Source organism: Bradyrhizobium sp. CB82 (assembly GCF_029714405.1).
Classification (GTDB): Bacteria; Pseudomonadota; Alphaproteobacteria; order Rhizobiales; family Xanthobacteraceae; genus Bradyrhizobium.
Genome location: NZ_CP121650.1, coordinates 7176568 through 7196568 on the forward strand (window position 1 = coordinate 7176568; position 20001 = coordinate 7196568).

General features: G+C 62.5%; 19 protein-coding genes and 1 pseudogene. 7 read left to right on the forward strand and 13 right to left on the reverse strand.

Features of this window, described 5'->3' with window-relative positions; genetic code table 11:
- Nucleotides 1-161 precede the first annotated feature (161 nt).
- Nucleotides 162-473 (reverse strand): hypothetical protein, encoded by a 312-nt coding sequence (locus tag QA640_RS34695; RefSeq protein WP_283037297.1) that lies wholly within the window; start codon nucleotides 471-473, stop codon nucleotides 162-164.
- Nucleotides 474-1251: 778 nt separating this feature from the next.
- Here QA640_RS34695 and QA640_RS34700 point away from each other — a divergent pair.
- Nucleotides 1252-1719 (forward strand): hypothetical protein, encoded by a 468-nt coding sequence (locus QA640_RS34700; protein ID WP_283037298.1) that lies wholly within the window; start codon nucleotides 1252-1254, stop codon nucleotides 1717-1719.
- Here the strand turns inward: QA640_RS34700 and QA640_RS34705 are convergent, their stop codons facing one another.
- The 4 genes from QA640_RS34705 to QA640_RS34720 form a co-directional block, all read right to left on the reverse strand.
- Nucleotides 1720-1965 carry a hypothetical protein gene (locus QA640_RS34705; RefSeq protein WP_283037299.1) on the reverse strand — a complete coding sequence of 82 codons (246 nt, stop codon included), beginning with the start codon at nucleotides 1963-1965 and terminating at the stop codon, nucleotides 1720-1722. It lies immediately after the preceding gene.
- 59 nt (nucleotides 1966-2024) lie between these two features.
- Nucleotides 2025-2441, reverse strand: coding sequence for a hypothetical protein (locus QA640_RS34710; protein ID WP_283037300.1), 417 nt, complete (start codon nucleotides 2439-2441; stop codon nucleotides 2025-2027).
- A gap of 50 nt (nucleotides 2442-2491) precedes the next feature.
- Nucleotides 2492-2713 carry a hypothetical protein gene (locus QA640_RS34715; RefSeq protein ID WP_349253655.1) on the reverse strand — a complete coding sequence of 74 codons (222 nt, stop codon included), beginning with the start codon at nucleotides 2711-2713 and terminating at the stop codon, nucleotides 2492-2494.
- A 698-nt stretch (nucleotides 2714-3411) separates the two neighbouring features.
- Nucleotides 3412-3579, reverse strand: a complete 168-nt coding sequence (locus QA640_RS34720; RefSeq protein ID WP_283037301.1) for a hypothetical protein — start codon at nucleotides 3577-3579, stop codon at nucleotides 3412-3414.
- A 363-nt stretch (nucleotides 3580-3942) separates the two neighbouring features.
- On the opposite strand from QA640_RS34720, the gene galE reads away from it, so the two are divergent.
- The 4 genes from galE to QA640_RS34740 all read left to right on the forward strand — a co-directional run bounded on the left by galE (nucleotide 3943) and on the right by QA640_RS34740 (nucleotide 7672).
- Nucleotides 3943-4932 (forward strand): UDP-glucose 4-epimerase GalE, encoded by a 990-nt coding sequence (gene galE, locus QA640_RS34725; protein ID WP_283037302.1) that lies wholly within the window; start codon nucleotides 3943-3945, stop codon nucleotides 4930-4932.
- 325 nt (nucleotides 4933-5257) lie between these two features.
- Nucleotides 5258-5467, forward strand: coding sequence for a hypothetical protein (locus QA640_RS34730; protein ID WP_283037303.1), 210 nt, complete (start codon nucleotides 5258-5260; stop codon nucleotides 5465-5467).
- A 119-nt stretch (nucleotides 5468-5586) separates the two neighbouring features.
- Nucleotides 5587-7179, forward strand: a complete 1593-nt coding sequence (locus QA640_RS34735) for an EAL domain-containing protein (RefSeq protein ID WP_283037304.1) — start codon at nucleotides 5587-5589, stop codon at nucleotides 7177-7179.
- 127 nt (nucleotides 7180-7306) lie between these two features.
- Complete coding sequence (locus QA640_RS34740) at nucleotides 7307-7672, forward strand: VanZ family protein (RefSeq protein ID WP_283037305.1); 366 nt, start codon at nucleotides 7307-7309, stop codon at nucleotides 7670-7672.
- A 507-nt stretch (nucleotides 7673-8179) separates the two neighbouring features.
- On the opposite strand, the gene QA640_RS34745 is transcribed toward QA640_RS34740, so the two are convergent.
- From QA640_RS34745 to QA640_RS34780, 8 genes and pseudogenes are all read right to left on the reverse strand, one after another.
- Nucleotides 8180-8605, reverse strand: coding sequence for a CHRD domain-containing protein (locus QA640_RS34745; protein ID WP_283042974.1), 426 nt, complete (start codon nucleotides 8603-8605; stop codon nucleotides 8180-8182).
- 456 nt (nucleotides 8606-9061) lie between these two features.
- Nucleotides 9062-10585: a sugar ABC transporter ATP-binding protein gene (locus tag QA640_RS34750; RefSeq protein WP_283037306.1), complete on the reverse strand. Its 1524-nt coding sequence runs from the start codon at nucleotides 10583-10585 to the stop codon at nucleotides 9062-9064.
- Nucleotides 10582-11703 carry an SMP-30/gluconolactonase/LRE family protein gene (locus tag QA640_RS34755; protein ID WP_283037307.1) on the reverse strand — a complete coding sequence of 374 codons (1122 nt, stop codon included), beginning with the start codon at nucleotides 11701-11703 and terminating at the stop codon, nucleotides 10582-10584. Before QA640_RS34755 ends, QA640_RS34750 begins: the two co-directional genes overlap by 4 nt.
- A gap of 2 nt (nucleotides 11704-11705) precedes the next feature.
- Nucleotides 11706-13853, reverse strand: a complete 2148-nt coding sequence (locus QA640_RS34760) for an SMP-30/gluconolactonase/LRE family protein (protein ID WP_283037308.1) — start codon at nucleotides 13851-13853, stop codon at nucleotides 11706-11708.
- A gap of 57 nt (nucleotides 13854-13910) precedes the next feature.
- Entirely contained in the window at nucleotides 13911-14933 is a 1023-nt protein-coding gene (locus QA640_RS34765; protein WP_283037309.1) for a sugar ABC transporter substrate-binding protein, read from the reverse strand.
- Between the two features lie 63 nt (nucleotides 14934-14996).
- A complete protein-coding gene (locus tag QA640_RS34770; protein WP_283037310.1) occupies nucleotides 14997-16022 on the reverse strand; it encodes an ABC transporter permease in 1026 nt (341 codons plus the stop codon).
- A gap of 275 nt (nucleotides 16023-16297) precedes the next feature.
- Nucleotides 16298-16750 (reverse strand): hypothetical protein, encoded by a 453-nt coding sequence (locus tag QA640_RS34775; protein ID WP_283037311.1) that lies wholly within the window; start codon nucleotides 16748-16750, stop codon nucleotides 16298-16300.
- Between the two features lie 761 nt (nucleotides 16751-17511).
- Nucleotides 17512-18064 (reverse strand): annotated as a pseudogene (locus QA640_RS34780) (SUMF1/EgtB/PvdO family nonheme iron enzyme); the annotation flags it as partial.
- 106 nt (nucleotides 18065-18170) lie between these two features.
- Here QA640_RS34780 and QA640_RS34785 point away from each other — a divergent pair.
- Entirely contained in the window at nucleotides 18171-19148 is a 978-nt protein-coding gene (locus QA640_RS34785; protein WP_283037312.1) for a helix-turn-helix domain-containing protein, read from the forward strand.
- A 177-nt stretch (nucleotides 19149-19325) separates the two neighbouring features.
- Nucleotides 19326-19994 (forward strand): hypothetical protein, encoded by a 669-nt coding sequence (locus tag QA640_RS34790; RefSeq protein ID WP_283037313.1) that lies wholly within the window; start codon nucleotides 19326-19328, stop codon nucleotides 19992-19994.
- The last annotated feature ends 7 nt before the right edge of the window (nucleotides 19995-20001 follow it).

The following is a 20001-nucleotide window of genomic DNA, read 5'->3' on the forward strand; positions in this document are numbered from 1 at the left end:
GTTGACGATGATCACGTTGCGGTTGGGCGTTGAGGGGTCATTGACCCCTTGAGCCCAGGCACCGGCAGGCCCGACAAGCGCGACTGCGATCAAAGCCAAGCGTTTCATAGCGCGTCTCCCGAGCGAGAACGTCCCGGGGCAGCCCATCGTTCCCTTACGGCTCAGTAACGGGGAATTGTGGTAAGCTTGCCATCTTTCCAAACCCGTTGCGCTGCCATTCCGCTAGGCAAACTCCCCGTCGCAAAGTTCCGAATAGTCGTCGGCCTCGACGGGTCCTGGGCGCTCTGCGCCTTTTTGCTGTCCTGGGCGCTTTTCCCGGGAAAGTTGGCCGGATCCTTCACGCCTTGCGCGACGGCAGGCTGCACCAGGAAGGCCGAAAGCGTGAAAGCTGCGATGACGCCGCGCATGGTCAAGCACCGGAACAGAGAAATTTTGCGGAATGTCACAGGTTTTCGCGCAAAAGCAAGCGCCATCGCGGACCTAATCCTTGCTGATACTCAACTGCCGATGCGCCGTTTGTCTGCAAGCACCTAGCGAAACCGTATTTTCCGAGCTACTTGATCGGCCTTGATGACCGACCCCGGCGATACCGCGGATATGACCCCGAAGACGCAGGCGATGCGGGCCGAATTCGCCCGCGTCCTTTCGGCACAGGTCCGCGCCATCTCAAGCGACCCCGAGCAGATGCGGCAGATGGTCTATGAGCTTGCCCGCATCAAGCTATTGGAACAGTTCACGCACGCAGACGCTAGCGAGTCTCGCCAGACCCTGCAGGTCCTGGACCGCGCCATTCGAGAGGTCGAACGGTCCTTTGCGCGCGCCGCTCCCGCTTCGCCGTCTGTCGCATCTCAACCGCTCCCCATCACCACAGATTTTCCGCCTTCGCTTCCGAACCTCGAAGCAGAGTCGAGCCGTCCCGTCACGTCATTGCCCATAGCGCCAGCTGATCGCGCCAAAAGCGCAGGCACCTTCAACTCCATCATTCGACCGGCCGCCATCCTCCTGCTCGTTGTGATTGTTGGCGCCGTGATCGCGTATTGGCCGCGGGTCAGAACACAATTCGCAGAGTTATCGCAGCGTTCCTCGACGGCTGCGCAGCCTCAACCAGTACCGCCGCCGCGCGCGAGCGAAACTGCCGAGCGGCTTGCGGACATACCAAAAGAAGCGCCCCAGCCTGCGCGCCCCGCGATGCCTCTGCCAATCGCATTTGGCGTCTACGTCCTAAGCGATGGCCAGCTTCAAGAGCTTAAGATGGTGCCCGGCAAGATCCCCGATCGTCGGGTGGCAATTTCGGCCGCGATCACCACGCCAAGCGCGACCACGGTAACCAGTGGGGATGTCAAGTTCATCGTGTTCAGGCCCGACGGAGGCATCGACGCCAGCGGCAATGAAGTCCGAGTCGTTGCAAAAGTATCGCGTGCCATGGGCGTCGATGCGACAGGGAAGGCGGCGATGGTCAACGCAGGCGATTCCTGGGTCATCCGCAGCATGTCATTCCCTTACAAGGTGAGCCCGGTCGAGGATCAGCCGAGGATGCTATTGCTGCAGCCGGAACAGGACGGCTTCACGCTCGCCCCGGGCCGCTACATCGTAGTGGTCAAAGGCATGGGCTATGACTTCACCGTCGCCGGCGACGTGACCGATCCCAACCAGTGCGTCGAACGCATCAATGCGACGAACGGCGCGTTCTACTCGCCCTGCCCGCCGCCGAGAAGATGACTACTTGCTCGGCTTGTTATCCTTGGACGCATCCGCCGGCGCATCGTCGACCTTGCCATTGTTCTCAACGCATTTGTTGAAGTAGTCGCGCTGCTGCTTGCCCGTTCCCTTGGTGCTGCCTGCAGCAGGATTGCCGATCTGGCGCGGTGGAAAGGCCTTGGCTACAGCCGCGTCGCACGCACGGGCCACTTCGGCAGTGACCGCTGAAGCGGTCGCGGGCGCGACTAACATCAGGACGAATGCCAATCCGAGCGCTCTGCGCGTAATCCTGACCGACACTTGCCTCGCTCCTTCAAATCGAACGCCTAATTGTTGCCGGCCATCGGCCGGTATTCCGGAAACCGGCTCAGCATCGCCGCTTTCAAGAACTTGAAATGCGCAATCGAGGAGCCGAGCTCCTTGAGCCTGCGCTGGCCGTTCTGGATCTCCTTGTCGAACAGATCCTGATGGTGGCTGTCGAGCGCTTCCCGCTCGAGGTACTCGTCGTCGCCATTCCCGATGGTCACCGCAGCCCGCGCGAGGACGTCCTCAACGCGCCGATTCAATCCGGCCTGTTCGCGCTCGGCCGCCTGCAAGGCGTACTCGATGGCCTCCATGATGACTTCGATGCGAGTCCGGTCGGTCTCGGCATCCCGCTCAGGTGAACGGGCCCGGAACGCCTCGCCGCCCAGGCGATCCCTCAGGAAATTGTGGGTACGAGCCCGCAAGAACAGCTGGAACATGCGTGCATTTTCCGGTTTGAAGCGCCAGACCAGAAAATGGTCCGGCATGGTTAATAAAGGCTAAACCTTTCGTCCCGCTCTGCCCGGCTTTGTGCCACCCAGGCCTTCCAGGCGCCTTCATGTTTGGCGTAGAGCTCCAGCCAGCGCTCTTCGCCGCTGGCCACCCACGGGCCCCCTTGATCGTGTGCGGCCTGCCTGCCTTCATGGTGGAAGGCCGGCTGGCCGTCAAGCCGCTCGAATTCGAATGTCTCTTCGTGCGTCAGGCCGATCAAGACGCGTCTTCCCACCTCATCGACAAAGTACCGACGCGGGGCGTTTTTCCTCAGGCTAGTCACAGCGCGCGCCTCATTCGCGATCCAGGGACCGGTCAGCGCGTCGAGACGTCGACCACAGGCCCTGACAAAAAGCGGAGCATCCACGAGCGGCAATCGGCCAGATCATCACGTAAGACCTCAGTCAACGCAACACGAACGGCAATCAAATGCTTGCAAAATTCGTATCCAACCTAGCTACAACCTAGCTACCGACTGCCGACCGAACAACGGCGGGCGCGATTTAACCTAACCCGCCTTGGTTACTCCCGATGATCATCGCACGCACAGCTCCCAGGCCAGGATTGTCGTCCCTCAAAATGCCCGTCGGGTGCTAGCCAGCGGCGCAGCCGCCCGAGAACGGGAGGGATCATAGGGGGCGTAAAGCCGCTGGCGCTCGCGACGCTTACGAGATCGCCACGCACGCATCGCATAACCAAGGCCGAAACCAGCGAAGAAGATCAAGAGCAGGATCAGGACCGGCGCCATCGCAATCTTTCCATTTGCGGAACGTTTCGATCTCCCCGGATACCCTGTTCATTCGTGCCATTCTCATCGTGCAGTTGTGACGACATCATGATGAACGTCGCTGAAAATTCTTGCCTCGCTCGAAAATTCTTTTGGCAGCGCTCTGCCTGCGAAATGAACTTCGAGTCACATTAACCGAGGAGCCAGAGGAACAATTTCGCCAGCAACAGCGTAATGAGATAGACCCAGCCTGCCATCGCAATCAGCGTCGCGCTGAAAAATGCGCCTTCGAATGCCCGCTGTCTGATCTTTATAGGCGGCAATGCCGTTAGAGCTCTGTGCAGCATGTCGATATTCACTGGTTCTTTGCGAGACTAGCAAAACGAATTCGACGATCTCGTGACGCGAGTTGTCTCGAAGAAACGCAACGTGATTCTTTGGAGATGACAGCAAAGCGCTGTGCGCGCAGAACTGGATTTGATTTTCGATCGGGTGTGCAGTGAATACGTCCTTGCGTCATCGATCGGAGCCCAAGATCCGGAACATGCAGGCAATTTGGCCGGCCATCAATTCAGCGCCATTAGGCCGGATCGACGCTCACATGCTGCCAAACCCGGTGAAGATTAAGGCTAATGGACGGGAGCGATTTGACCACCCCGGTCCGTGCACACTATCAAGGCTCGATTCAAAATATTCTTCCACTGCCAAGCCGCGGAGACGAAATGACCAACCGACCAACTGTCCTCGTTACGGGAGGCGCCGGCTATATCGGCTCACACGCCTGTCGCGCCCTGGCTGCGGCCGGTTATCAGCCCATCGTCTACGACAATCTCTCCACCGGACATCGCCGCTTCGTGTCGGGCCCGTTCGTCAACGGCGACCTCTTGGATGAAGCAACGCTTGCGAGGGCCTTCGCCGATCAGAATATTTCGGCGGTGATGCATTTTGCGGCTGCTAGCCTGGTCGGCGAGTCCGTCGCTGATCCGCAGAAGTACTACATCAACAATGTGGAGGGCACGCTGTCGCTATTGAAGGCCATGCGCAATGCCGGCTGCCATCGCATCGTGTTCTCTTCGACCGGTGCCGTCTATGGTAACGCAGATAGCAAGGCGCTGCCGGAAGACTTCGCCTGCGCCCCAATCAATCCGTACGGCGCCTCAAAATGGATGATTGAGCGCATGCTCGCCGACTATCGCGCGGCCTACGGCTTCGGCGCGTTCTGTCTGCGCTACTTCAACGCCAGCGGCGCCGATCCCGCCGGCGGCATTGGCGAACTACGCGACAACGAGACACATCTCATCCCGCGCGCGATGATGGCGCTGCAGGGCCATGTCGGCGATTTTGCGGTGTTCGGCGACGACTATGACACGCCGGACGGCACCGCCATCCGCGACTATGTCCACGTGACCGATCTTGCCGCCGCACATCTTGCTGCGCTGAAGCTCTTGCTCGAAGGACATGTCGGCGGCAGCTTCAATCTCGGCACCGGCGCCGGGTTTTCGGTGCGCCAAATCCTCTCCGCCATCAAGCAGGAGACCGGCCGCGAGGTGCCGCACGTGATCAAACCGCGGCGGCCGGGCGATCCCACCTACCTGGTCGCCGATCCCTCGGCAGCGCGCAAAGTCCTTAATTTCGTGCCGCATCACTCCGACTTGCCCACGATCATCCGCACCGCCTGGGCATGGCACCAGAAGGCTCACCCCTTGAAATAGATGTGACCCGGGCCAGCTACGCTTCGTCGAACCGGATGCGGTCGCGCCAGGCATTGCCGCGCTGCGCCGCAGCCTGATCAGCTAAGTGCGGCCTCGGCTAGCGAAACTCCCGTGGTTGTACGGTGCGGCGCGCGCCAAGTTCGTCGCGGTAAGGTTGAGCAGTTAGCTTAATCCGCGGTCTTTGTTGCGAGTTTTCGCCAATCACTTATCCATCTCAGCACCGGGCTTCCCCAAGGCCCGGCCCCACCCAAGCAAAGCCGTCGAGCGAACATGGGTCGCTTGGCGGCTTTGTCGTTGCGTCGACGCTGAGAGGATCGTTTTCGTCATGCCCCGCAAGCCCTGGTCGTTCAAGGAAGACCGCCGGTTAATGGAGCTAGCCAAGTCTTCAATCACCTTGGAAGAGGCGGCCAAGCAGCTGGGACGGTCACCCGACGCGATCAAACGCATGGCGTTGCGGCTTGGTCTGTCGCTCAAGTCCAAGTCCGCCAAGAAGAACTGGGGCCGACGGGCCGGTTCCGGAATTCTTTCGGAATAGCGGCTCGATTCAGGCGGTCTCAACCTTTGGCTGTGGGCCGCTCTGGACGGCTTAAACCTTATCTTAGCGCCTCGGAAGGTAGGATTCCGGTCATCCTCTTTTAACCCCTCGCGGACCGGATGAAACCAGTGCGGCCGCCTATCTCCTTCATTGCGCTCGTGCTCGCGAGCACGCTGCTCTTTGTGCTGGCGGGCCACCTTGCCGCGACGAGCTTCATCCGCCATCAGCAGGCGCGCCAGCTCGACGAATTGACCGAGGTGGTGCTGCGCCGTTCCGAGTTCGCGATCGACTTTGCCGCCGCGAGCCTCGACGAGCTCGCGGGCCGCGGACTTGCCGATTGCAGCTCCGCTTCGCTCCAGGCGATCCGCCTCCACGTCTACCAGCATTCCGCGATCAAGGACGTTCGCCTCGTCAATGCCGACGGCTCGGTGATCTGTTCGGCCTATTCGGAGACGCTGGAATTCGACAAGGGCTGGGTCGACCGCGCCGACATGCTGGGATCACGCGATGCGGGACTGCTCCTGTTCCGCGTCGAGCAGTTCGGCGGTGACGCGCTCGGCGTGCTCCGAGACATCGACCGCGGGAAGGCGCTGGTCGCGATCCTCGGTGTCAATTCGAGCCTGTTCGACATCATGCCGGCCGAACTGCGCGCGCACAGCGAGGTGCTGCTCGCGCTGAGCAATGGCGAGAAGCTCGGTGAGTTCACGCTCGACGCCGACCAGGCGCTGCGCGAGGCCACCGATTTCGACAAGAGCTCGGCGCGCTATCCCCTTCGCACCACCATTCGCGTCGAGCGCGCGGTGCTGTCGACGTGGAATTCGGAAGTCTATTGGCCGGCGATGGCGCTCGCTCTCGCGCTCGGCGTGCTCTTCGGCATCCTGCTGTCCAAAACCCGGCGCACGGAGGGTCCGGTCGCCGATCTCGACCGTGGCCTCGCGCGCAGCGAGTTCAAGCCGTATTTCCAGCCGATCTTCGCGCTACGCACCGGCCGGATCATCGGCTGCGAGATCCTGGCGCGCTGGCTGCGCGAGGACGGCTCGGTGGTGCCGCCGATGAATTTCGTCCCGCTTGCTGAATCCAGCGGGCGCATCCAGGGCATGACCTGGCATATCCTGGGTAGCGCGCTTGCCGACCTGCAGCCGCACATGAAAGCGGACAAGGACTTCAAACTGTCGTTCAACGTCGTGCCAGAACATCTCTTGAGTGCCGGCTTCGTCGACACGTTGCGCAGCACAGTTCTGGCGGCAATGGTCTCGGCGCGGCAGATCGTGGTCGAGGTGACCGAACGCGACGAGCTCGACGATCTCGCGCGCGCGGCGTCCGTGGTGCGCGAACTGCGCGACTACGGCTTCCGCGTCGCCATCGACGACGTCGGTGTCGGCCACAGCGGCCTTTCGCGACTGAAGGGATTGGGCGCCAACACCATCAAGATCGACAAGTTCTTCGTCGACACCATCACGGTGGATGCGTCGACCACGACGATCGTCGAGATGCTGGTCCAGCTCGCGCGCGACCTGCACATGACAGTGGTTGCCGAAGGCATCGAGACAGAGGAGCAAGTCCGCGCGCTGATCTCCTGCGGTGTCGAGGAGGGCCAGGGCTATCTCGTCGCCGCGCCATTGCCGTTCGCCCGGTTCATGGCGCTTCTAGACGCACGGCGCCGGCAAACCGCGTCTGATGGTGCAACCACCGAGGCCTCCCTCGTAGCATAGACGCGCGGCATGCTTGAAACGACGGTTCATCAAATCGGCGAGCGCAGCCATGTTCCGGGAGCACGACATCTTAACGATACGGGCAGCTTTTGCGGCAGCCGTATCTCCCGTTGCTCTATGGTAGGGCATGACCCGGAACAAGCTCATCGCCGCAACGGGCATTTGCCTCGCGCTCATTGTCTACGCCACTCTCGCCGCGCTGGCGGGACGGCCTGTGCTGATCGGCCATCACGAAGCCTATTGGGTCGTCGTGATCGAACGCTTCAGCGCCTACGGCGTCTTGGGCTTCCTGCTGGCCTTCCTGTTGCCCGGTCGCTTCGTCCAGCCCTGCCTGCTCGTGGTCGGCGTCGCCATTTCGCTCGAACTCCTGCAAGCGCTGCGGCCCGACCGGGATGCGGCATTCTTCGACGTCATTCAGAAGGCGGCCGGCGGCGTCGTCGGGGTCAGCATTGCGCAAACCGTGTTGGCGTTCTTGCCCCGGTCACGCTCCTGATCCAGCGCCTCGCGAAGACGACTCAACAGAAGAACTGGTCGGCAACAGACTTGGTCGATACCAGACTTGGTCGGTAGCAGAGTTGGCCGGTAGCAGACTTGGTCGGTAGCAGACTTGGTCGGTAGCAGACTTGGTCGGTAGCAGACTTGCCGGATGACGTCTCGACGGCCTATTCTCCGGCGGACATTGCGGAGAGATGCCGCTCATGACAAGAATTGTAACGGCGCTTTTGGCTGCTTCGCTGTTTGCCGGTGGAAATGCGTGGGCTCAAAATACCTCTCCGAACGGAATCCGCAGCGGATATCGCGCTCCGGCGGGTTCGTCGATGACGCCTGCGACGTCAACTTCGACCACCTCGTCGAGCACGCGAGATGTCGGAACCGGCAAAGGCCGGACCGAGGGCGCCATGGGCCTCACCCCGCAGCTCCAGAAAGAGCTCGGGATTGCTCGCCAGCAATAGGCAGGAACCGCAACGGCGTCTGGCGCCCTTCGCAGAGTGCCGAGCGTCTACTTCGCCATCTGCCCGCGGAGTTCGCCCCCCGGATTCGCCGCGGTGTGGATGTTCGCGTACCACTTGCCTGCCAGGAGATCCGCGGCCTGTGCATCCGAGAGCGTGGCTGTGCCCCGGATCGGACTCTGTGCCGACTTGAGCGGCAGCGCGATGCCGGCGTTCTTGCCGGGCTCGCTAGGGCCGTGGAAATGCGCGCCAACCGCAGGCCCGGTCATGCCTGAATAGGTGACCGCATAAGTCAGGACCTTGCTGTCGGTATCGAAGGTCGCCTCGGCCTTGCCGGAGCCGGAACTGCTATTCGGCGGCACCTCGTTGCTGCCCTTGAGCTCGGCTGTCAGCTTGATCACCTCGGCGCTGGCCGTCGTGCCCAAAACTGTCGCACCCAAGAACATTGCACCTGCCAGACAAACGGCTTTCTTCATGACATCCTCCCCAACCTCCAGGTCGTATTGTGCTTCGACCTGTTCAGGTTGAACACCCGCGGCAACGTGAAATTCCGGCAGCAGATTTATGCCTGATTCGAAGGCATCATGTCCGCTTGGCCTGGCGTCGACCATGCCTTCCTTTGGGATCGGAGGACACCTCAAGCCACCCCGCGCTTGTCGCCCTCCTCTCGCGTCAGAAGCTCGGATCGCCCGCCGCGAACGCCGGAGGCCGGCGGATCACTCGGAGGAGCTATGTGATCTACTCCCGGGTGGAACTGCCGGGCAGCTGACAGGCGCGGCTAAGATGACCGGCAACTCCGCAAATTAGATGGCCATGCTGATCGTCGTCTTGGCTTGTCTCGTGTTCCAATCGTTGGCACCAGCCGATGACGTGCCGGCTGCGGCATGCGACGACGATCGGAGAGCCTTGAAGCAGCTTTGTCGTCACGCACCTCAATGCACTGCTGCGTAGAGGATCTTGTCCTGCGTCGCTTCCGCCGCGTCGAACTCGGCGACGATGCGCCCGGTGCGGGCGACCAGGATGCGGTCGGAGACCGCGAGCACCTCCGGCAGGTAGGAGGAGATCACGACCACCGCCTTGCCCTCGTCGGCGAGCCGTCTGATCTCGGCATGGATGTGCGGAATGGTGCCGACATCGACGCCGCGCGTTGGCTCGTCGAAGATGATGATCGAGGGATCCTGCACCAGCGTCTTGGCCAGCACCACCTTCTGCTGGTTGCCGCCGGACAGCTCGATGATCTTTGCCTTGCGCTGAAGCGCGCTGATCTTGAGACGCTCGACCCAATAGTTGGCAAGCTTGCCGCGCCTTGCGCGCGACAAGAGGAAGCTAAAACCCTTCTTGGTGGCGAGCTTGCCGAGATAGACATTGTCATCGACCACCATGGTCTCGAAGAAGCCGTTGGCCTTGCGGTCCTCGGTGATGTAGGCGATGCCGCCGTTGATCGCCTGCCGCGGCACGCGGTAGCGGATCGGCTTTCCGCGCAGGCGAATAGTGCCGCCATTGATCAGGTTCCGCTTCAGCGCGCCGTAGATGACTTTTGCGATCTCGGTGCGCCCCGAGCCGATCAAGCCCGCAATACCGACGACCTCACCGGCATAGACCGAAAACGACATGTTCTTCACCGCCATGCCCATGGTGACGTTCTCGACCGTCAGCACCTTTTCGCGGCGCTGGTGGGTTTTCTCCTTGCGGCCATAGACGGCCTGCGCCACCTCGCGGCCGACCATGTGCTGCACCAGGCTATCGCGCGTGAGCTGTTTTGCCGGCGCGGTGATCACCAGCCTGCCGTCGCGCAGCACCGTGATGCGATCCGCGATCTGGAGCGATTCTTCCAGCGCGTGCGAGATGTAGATGATCGACACGCCACGGGCGCGCAGCTCCCGCACCAGATGGAAGAAATGCACGATCTCCTCGGGCGTCAGCGATGCGGTCGGCTCGTCGAAGATGATGATGCGCGCCTTGTTGTAGATCGCGCGCGCGATCTCGACCATCTGCTTCTTGGCGGTGCCAAGCATCGCGACGGGCGTTGCGGGATCGACGTGGAAGTTGAGCGATTGCAGGAGCTGCTGGGCCTGGATGTTCAGCGTGCGAAAGCGCGTCAGGAGCTTTTCGTTGCCGAGTTCGATGTTCTGCGCCGCGGTCATGGTCGGCACCAGGCTCGTCTCCTGATAGACCATGCAGATGCCGGCGTTCAGAGCATCGCGCGGCTGCTCGAAATTGGCGGGCTTGCCATCGAGCCGGAACTCGCCCGAGGTGAGCCCAATCGCACCCGCGATCGCCTTGCAGAGCGTTGATTTGCCGGCGCCGTTCTCGCCGACCAGCGCATGCACCTCCCCGGGATAGAGGTTGAAATTGACGCCTTCGATGGCGTGCACGCCGCCATAGATCTTGCTGCCACCGATGATCTCGAGGACGGGTTCAGCCGCGCCGTTGGCGAGATTCGCGCCGTCGCTCATCTGAGTTCTCCCGAATGGAGCAGAAGACAGCCGGTGCCGCGTGCGGCGATCACTACGCCCTGGCGCGTCTTGCAGGCAGCCGTGATGCCGTGGAAGCGGCCGCCGGCGCGGCTGTGCAGACTGTCGGCCGCCTCGCCGTCGACGTCGAGATGCACGAGTAATCCGTAGGAGCGCGGCGGGGCCCATGGTTTCTGGATGCCGAGCGCCTTGACACCGCCGATCTGCATCGGCTCCAGGCAGTCGGCGCCGCCGGCAAGCGCCGGCGCGATCCAGTAGTTCTCCGGCATCGCGCGCATCATCTCCTCGCGGAAATCGTCTTCCTTCAGCACGAACTCGATGAGATGCGTGCGCCGCGCGAACAGGCCGAGGAAGAAGCCCCGACTGCCGTCTGGATGCAGCCTTGCAGGATAGCCCGGCAGATTGCCGGCAATGACCTCGCCCTGCCCCAGGCCACTGGCCCTCAGCGGGAAGCGGCGGAGGCGATGGGCCCAGCTTTCGGTCAGCCACAGGCTGCCACCGTCGGCCGAGACCGTGACGCCATAGGGATACGGCAGATCGCGCAACAGCAGGGATGCGTTCCCAAGGTCTGCTGCACAGACGATCAGTCGGCCATTGCTTTGCTTCTCCATCAGATCGCGCCGCCACTGCTCCGGTGTGCGGCCGGTCGAGCCCTCGACCGCGAAGACGCGCCCGTCCGGCGCCGCTGTGACCGACAGCAGACCTACGAGAGCGCGGCCGTCGACAGTCTCCAGCCAGCGCGGGCTGGGATTGGCCGGATCAATCGCGGCGAGACCACGCCCGGCGACGCAAACCAGCAGCCGCCCATCCGGGTGGATTGCGAGCCCACCCGCCTCGCCCTCGAACTCGGCAACCAGCGTCCGTGTCGACAGATCATCGCTCGAGAGCTTCAGGACCCGCTTGCCAGCAGACACGTAGATTGCACCGTCCGCGGCCGCGACGACGTCGTCGACGCCGGGCAAGGGCTCGCCGATCGCCGTGCAGCCATCGAGCCGGTCGTTGGGGCTGAGCGCACCATCGAGCGGCGGGATCGCGTTCTGGCCGCCATCGCGATCGATGACGCTGCGGATGTCGCGCAGGAGGTGATTGAAAAATCCCATCGCTACCTCGCCGCCCTGCTCTTGTCGCCCCAATAGGCGTCGTAGCCGGTCCAGCTCTCGTCGACACCGTCGAGCTTGATGCGGCCTATGCGGTTGTTCTCGAGCCCGCCGAGATAGAGATAGCCCTTGTGCTCGCGCATCGAGGTCAGCGTCGAATGCGAGATGCCGGTCGGATCCCACCAGGATTCCAGCGCCTCGCCCTGCTCGTTGAACTTCAGCACGCAGCCATGGTTCAGCGCCGGCGCGAGCCACTCGTCGGCAGGCACCTGCTTGACCATGCGCAGCCGGAAGCCCGGCTTGCGTACGGATAGATCGAAGGTTGGCGTGCGGATACCGACCAGCGCCAGCCAGTAAGCGCCGTCAGAGGCGCGATTGATGTTGTCGGGGTTGCCAGGCAGTTCGTCGATCAGGATTTCGGTCTTGCCCTTCTTCGGCCCGTCGATCCAGTAGCGGAAGACCTTGCAGAGCGAGGTGCTCGCGATCAGCACCGACTTGCCGTCATGGGAGACGCAAACGCCGTTCGGGAAATAGAAATGGTTGATGACCGTGCGCGTCGTCTTCGTCGCGGGATCGTAGCAGACCACGCGGCCATTGGGACGTGCTTCGAGGATGTCGAGAGTGTTGGTCGTCATCTCGTAGCGCGTGGTGCAGTCGCTGAAATAGATCTTGCCGTCGGGCGCGATGTCGAGGTCGTCGGCCATGCGCAGGCGCGAGTCGTCGTTGAGCTTGTACCAGGTGCGGTTGGTCTCGTCGGTGACCTTGAATACGCGCTGGTCTGGCGCGATACCGTAGACGCCCATGCCGGCTACCGCCACGATCAGATTTTCGTCACGGTCGAACTGCATGCCGAGCGGCCGGCCGCCGATATGGGCGAACACTTCGCGCGTCTCGAAATTCGGCCCGGAAAAGCGGATCACGTTGCCGTCGCGGGTCGAGCCGTAGACCCGGCCCTGACGGTCGACGATGACGTCTTCCGGCCCCTCGACCTGGTCGAGCCCGATCGCCTGCGCATTGATCAGCCGTTCGTTCTGGGCATAGGGCGATGCTGCACCCGGTTGCACCGAAGGCGCCGGCGCCAACGCCACATAGGCGGGGTTCACATAGATCTTCTGGATCGCCTTGCCGCGGTTCTTCGACCATTTGACGTCGACGCCGACGGCGGCGAGCAGGATCATGCCCGTCACTGCCGAGGTGACGTAGCCGGGAATGCCCATCCGCACGAGGCCGTTGATGAGGAGGAAGATGATCAACGCCCCGATCATCGCCCGCCACACCGTGCCCTTGCCACCGGCGAGCGAGATGCCGCCGAGCACGACCGCGGTCAGCGCCTGGAATTCCCAGCCCACGCCGGTCGTGGAGTCCGTGCTCGCCTGCCGCGCAGCGTAGAAGATGCCGCTCGCCGCGCACAGCGTGCCCGACAGCACATAGGTCAGGAACAGCATCAGGCGGACGCGGATGCCGGCGTGCCGTGCGGCCTTGCGGCTCGCGCCGATCGCGGTCAGATGCCAGCCATAGCGCGAGCGCGACAGGAAGATGTGGCAAACGAGCAGCACGACGAACAGCGTCGCCGCATTGACGGGAATGCCGAGCATGCTGCCAGTGCCGATGAAATCCCAGGCATCGCTGTCGACCGAGTTGGTGGCGAACACCTGGGCGTAGCCGGTGTTGAGAAGATTGACCGAGGCGCGGAGAATGATCAGCGTCACCAGCGTGGTGAGAAAAGGCCGGGTCTTCAGAAAGCCGATCAGGAAGCCGTTGATACTGCCGAGCGCGGCGCCGACGACCAGCGTCGCCACCACGACGAGACCGACCGGCCATTCCATCACCACCAGGAAGAACAGCGCGGTAAAATTGCACAGCGCGAAGATCGCACCGACCGACAGATCGATACCGCCGCTGATCAGGCAAAATCCCATGGCGAGCGCCACGAAGCCGAATTCGGCGAATAGCCTAAGCAGCGACAACGTGTTCTGCAACGAGGCGTAATCGGGAATCGTGAGCGCGAAATAGAGCCACAGGCCGATCATGACGGTGAACGGCACGACCGGCTCGAACCATTGCTTCAGCAAAAGCTCGGACAGCAGCAGGCGGGGCGAGAACCGCCGCGCCGACATTGTGAGGGACTCGGCAAAGGCTTCGATCGTCGACATGATCGTGGAACTCCCAAGCAGCCGGCGTGCGACGGCGCACGCCGGCTGGCGTTCAGGTCAGCTCTTCTTGGGAAGTGCGAAGCAGTTGGCGCCGGAGGCGTTGGTCTTATCGAGCCAGATCGGCCGCGTGTAAAATTCGAGATTGCGGGTGCCGGGCTTGTCGCCGAGCATCAGCAGCGTTTCGGCGGCGAACATCAGGTCGTGACCCTGCTCGGTCGCCTTGTAGCTCAGGAATTTGTAGAAATTGCCAGAGTTGACTTGATCGCAGTCGAGCGAGGAGCCCTCGCCTGAGGCGAACACCTTGACCTCGTCGATCTTGCCGGCGTTGCGGATCGCTTGCGCCGCGCCCGACTCCATGATGCCCCAGAAACCGATCGAGGCGCAGAGATCAGGGTGCTGCTGGATCACGGTGGCGGTGATGTTCAGCGCGGTGTTGGCGTCCCAATTGGCGGCCTGGTTCGAGACCACCTTGATGTTGGTATCCTTATTTAGCACCTCCATGATGCCGCCGACCTGGTCGACGCTGGCCGCCGCTGTCAGTTCGCCCTGGATGATTTGCACCTTGCCGGACTTGCCAGTGCCGGCGCCGCAGGCCTTGACCGCTTCGGTCGCCAGCATCTTGCCGATCTCGCGCCAGTCGGCGCCGACGAAGGCGCCGGACTTGTAGTTCGAGGACATGTTGATCTGGATGACATGCGTGCCCTGGCTCTCGGCGCGCTTCAGATCCTTCATCAGCAGCGTGACGCTCGGATTCTGCACGATCAGCACGTCCGGCTTCTGGTCGACCAGCGCGGTCAAGGCCTGCTGCATCGCCGACGGGTTGTTGTTGGGATCGCGGACGATGAACTTCATGCCGCGCCACTCCGCCTCTTCCTGCACCACCCGACCCCATTCATCGGAGAGAGGGACGCCGAGCGCGATCGGCAGGTATGCGATCGTCTTTCCCTGTAGCGACTTGTCGTAGGATGCGCGAAGCTCGCGCGCGGTCTTGGTGCCGCCTTCCTCCTGCGCGGCTGCCAACATCGGCAACGCAGCAAGCGCCACACCTGTCGCCGCGATCGTCCAGAACTTCCTATTCATGGGATCCTCCTCGTCTTTGTTTGTTGATTGTCGAGACGGGATGCCGTTGATCGGCATTCCGCGTCAGTCACCCTGCCGTGCCGTCTCCTCATCCCGCGGATGCAGGAAATTGTCGAGCACGATGGCCGCGAGCAGCACCACGCCCTTGATGATATTCTGAACTTCGCTGTTGACGTCCATGATGGTGAAGGCGTTGAGCAGGGTGCCGATCAGGATGCAGCCGACCACGACGGAGAACACGCTGCCGCGCCCGCCGATCAGGCTGATGCCGCCGATCACGACAACCAGCACGACGTCGAAGATCATGGTGCCCTGCGTGATCGCCATCTGCATGCTGCCTGTCGTACCGACCCATACCAGGCCGGCAAGCCAGGCGAGAAACGCGACCATCGCATATTCGAGAACGATCAGCGGCCGCAACGGAATGCCGGTCAGCCGCGCCGCTTCCGGATTGTCGCCCTGAGCATAGATGAAACGGCCGATCGAAGTGCGAGACAGGAACAGATGCATCGCGATCGCCGAGACGGCGAACACCAGGATCGGGACGGGAATGCCGAACAGCCGCCCGGCGCCCGCGAACATCAGTCCCGGTGCGTCCTTCGGCGCATAGACCACCCAGGCCGGCGCGAGCCAGAACGCGAGGCCATAGATGACGAAGCCTGCCGCGAGCGTCACGAACAACGGCGGCGCCTCCACGAACGCAACCATGACGCCGTTGATCACACCGATCAGGAGCGCGATCGAAAGCGCCAGCAGGACAGCTCCTCCAACCGGCATGCCGCGTTGCATTTCGATCAGGCCGATCGCCCAGCAGCCCGCCAGAGTCGCGACTTCGCTGAGATCGATGCCGCGACTGATCACGATCAGCCCCATTCCGAGCCCAAGCACGCCGAGGATGGAAATGCTTCGCAACAGATTGAGCAGGTTGGAAATGGTTGCAAAGCCATTCAGCGTGAAGCCGAACACGATCAGCAGCACGATCGTGATCAGGAGAACGATCTGCTCCTGGTTGGGCTTGGCGATATTGAAGGGGATGCGAGGAGTGGCGGCCGGAACAGCAACACTACGCGATGCCAAAGGCCACCGCATTTGTTTCCTCCACTCTTATTTTGGTCAAGAGTGTAGAAGCGGCAACCAGTATTCGTCAAATATATTTCTCAAATACGCGAGCAGATCACTCTCTCGCGATCATCGCTTCCTGGAGGATCGGCGTTTGATACTTAGTTTGATTTGGCGCGATGGGGCTTCCCGGATCTCTGTGAGAAAAATCCGACGTAGCTTTGCTGTCACGACCAAAAGATGAAGTTTTCCATGAAGCGGCATATTCGCGAGACGTGGCAATCTCGTCGCCGCGAAAAACAGCATCAGGCCAGCGGACTCTTTGACGGTCCGGCCGCGCGCGGCGGAGGCGGGCGCGAACGGCTGTCCATCGCCTTCGGCAGCTTGTCCGGCTTGAGCTTGACGACCGCGCATTTGGCGTCCGTCGCCGGCACCTCATCCTGGCTGTAGATCAGTGTCGCCTCGAACAGCACGTCGGGCGCCTCGTTGGCGTGTCCGGAACAGGTCGCCATCGCGCCAGTGCAGATGCCGGAAAGATTGACCTCGACCTCGTCGGGACCGAACACCGTCGGCATGCCATCGGCATGGCGGCGGGTGGTCAGCACCGCAGTGAAGCGATCCTGGTCGACCTGGTAGGAGCCGCCGTAGGTGAAGAAGCTGTCGCTGCCCGATATCCGGCCCTGGACGAGGCGCACGATCCCGGTCCCCTGGCCACGCGAGGTCCTGAACCATGCAGCGTATTTGCCGTCTTTCAGCATGGGAAACACCAGCAATGAATGTCGCGTATTTGCTACCAAGTCTGGGACACGACAATGGCCGATCGCACGGCCATTCGACCACGGTTAACGCTCCGCAAATCGGGTCAAACAAATTGCGCGCATCTTTCCGTTTCAAGTGGCGGGGGCGGCACCGCGCATCACATCCACGCCGGCGCTGATGGCGTCCACCGCAGCCCTGCTCCACGATTCGCAACGACGTACGTTCGGCCGTTTCATAGACGAATCTTTCCTACAAATGTTTCAGCGACGCTGAGCGAATGATTCCTCGCACGGGCGAGGCGATCGGCCATCGAAGCTTCAGCCCGACGCCACCCTGCCCATGGATGATCCACTCGTCCTGGCCGGCCGGCGATCATTGCCGGGCGCGATCCTGTCCTCGAGCCGGCGCATGTCGGGGTGACCGACGATCCGGTCCGCGTCATGAAGAGGAAGGTCAGTCCGGATTCCCCGAGCCGCTGCTCCGCCAGCATCTCCTCGAATCGGTTGAGCAACGCTGCAGCAATCACGCCGGTTCGCCCTTGCCTGAACGGCGTGCGCAACTGGCCGGGCTCGCCGATCGCGTAGAAAATGTAGGGCCCAGTGAGGAGCGTCTGGCTATTCTCCAAGGCTACACGGTGATGATCGACGCCTGAAAGCCGTTCCGGAACGGCCGGGAGGACTCGTTCGCGAAAGAACTTCATGACGATGCCTCCTCTAATGTTTTGTGCAGCATTGCGGGCGACGCGGCCAGTTGCACTCGGCTAGTTCGTGCCACGCTGGCGCACCACGCACCTGAACCCGACGTGACACGTAGATGTGTCGACCGGCTCGGCATGACGCGCGGCCGGGCGATAGCGGCGGCAATAGTTCGGCGCGCAGAGATGGGAGCCGCCTTTCAGGACCTTGCGCGGAATCTTGATGTTGGGCTGGCAGGGATCGTAGCTTGCCTCCTCCTGGCCGCCGCGAGGGTTGAGCGGGATGCAGCAGGGCTTCGCTGCGTCGGCGTGATGCCGTGGCGACCACCAGTCCGAGGTCCACTCCCAGACATTGCCGATCATGTCGTAAAGGCCGTAGCCGTTCGGAGGAAAGGCCATGACCGGCGAGGTACGCTCAAACCCGTCCTCGCCGAGATTCTGGACAGGGAAGCTTCCCTGCCAGACATTGGCCATGTGCCTGCCGCCGGGCGTCAGCGTGTTGCCCCAGGCGAATTTCCTCACCGTCGAGGCCGTCGCGGGCGGCGAACTCCCACTCCGCTTCGGTCGGGAGGTCCTTGCCCGCCCAGCGCGCATAGGCGAGCGCGTCGCTATAGGAGACAGGAAGATTTTCCTCAATTTCGGAGGGGAGTTCGACGCGCCGCCGCGATGGGGACGGGACTGCAACTTGCCGCAGAATCAACACGCTTCGGCATCACGCTGACGACATGGGGACGCATCTACTGGTTGATTCGCGAAGGCTGGACGGTTTCGAAGGGCTGCACCAGGCCGTCCACGGGACGCATGTCGACGTGATGCAGCTCGGGCGCGGCAGGCTCCGCGGCACCTTGTCTCACGTGGGCATCGGCGACTTTTCGCTCAGTATCGGCTCCTTCAATGTTGGCATGCGGACGCAGCGGATCTCCAGCGACGACAAGCTGATCGTCGGCATGCTGCTGACGGCCGAAGATCGGGTCAACCACTGGTCGTTCGATATGCGGCCGACCGACGTGCTGGTCATGCCGCCGCTGGTCGAGCATGACGGCATCTTCCACGGCGGCTCCGCCTATGCGGCGATGCGGCTCGACCTCGACGAGGTCGCGTCGATCTTCGGCGGCGAGCCGCGGCTTGCCGATCCCGAAAGTTGGCGCCACAAGAAGCACTTTCGCGCCGATCTCGACGTCGGCCACGTCGCTGCGTCCCGGCTGAGCCGGATCGTGCTCCAGCTGGGCACGCATGACGGCGCCCTTTCCACATCATCCGCCGAATTCTGGAAGCGATCGATCGCCGAGTGCATGGGTATGACGATCCTGTCCTCATTGCCACCGGACGGAAATGCACGCTTGCCGTCGGCGCGACGAATCATCCGCAAGGTCGAGGATTATCTGGAGGAAGCCGGGACCCGTCCGGTGCATATCTCGGAGATTTGCGTCGCGCTCGGCGTGCCGCGTCGCTCGCTGCACCGCGCCTTCAACGAAGTGTTCGGTGTGGGACCGGTGACCTTCCTGCGCCACAAGCGCCTGTGCGCCATCCACTCGATCCTGCGCGAAAGCATCCCCGGCACGACGACGGTGGCGACCGTCGCGATGCAGCAGGGCTTCTACGAGCTCGGGCGGTTCTCGCATTTTTACCGTGCGATGTTCGGCGAGTATCCGTCGCAGACTCTGGGCGTGCCGGTCGGCGAGCTCGTCGATCGGCAGCTTTGACGGTGCCGCCAAATCGGCTTCCCGGCCGGTCGGGCGGCATCACGCCCTGCGTGCTTCGCATTGAACCAATCCCGAATAAAGTGCACCAATAGCATGAGTGATTCTGGTCACATTTCGTGCGGCCGTCCCCTGCTACGCGGGAACGCCAGGGACCTATTGAATTGGATGAGAAAGCTCATGAGACGCCTGATCGGTGCCATGACCGGCGCGTTGTGCCTTGCGGCGCCCGCGTGGGCCGAAACTCCGGCCGCAATCGTCGAGGACGTGCAGGGCAAGATCGACGGCATCGAGTTCATGGACTACGTGGCGCCCGGCAAGATCATCAAACTCGGCCCAAAGGGCACGCTGGTGCTGGGCTATCTCAAATCATGCTGGCGCGAGACCATCACCGGCGGGGTCGTCCTCGTCGGCGCCGAGCAGAGTTCGGTGCAGCTCGGTGACGTCCAGCGCGTCAAGGTGCCCTGCGACGCCAACGCCGCCCAGCTCTCCGAGCGCGAAGCCAACCAGAGCGCGGCAACCACCTTCCGCACCGTGCGCTCTGATGCGAAGGGCGCGCCGGCAAAGCTGCCCACGATCTACGGGGTCTCGCCGCTGATCCAGGCCAGGAGCGGCAGCACGCTGGTCATTGAGCGCACGGACGGCAAGGAGCCCACCATCACCGTACTGCTGAAGAGCGATGGTCTGATCGCCGGCAAATTCTATGACTTCGCAAAGGCCGGCAAGACGCTGACCCCCGGCGGCACCTATCTCGCGACCCTCGGCGCACGGCGCTACACCTTCCAGGTCGACGCTCACGCGACCTCGTCTGCGACGCCGATCGTCGGCCGCTTGCTGCGGCTCGAATAGGCGGCGC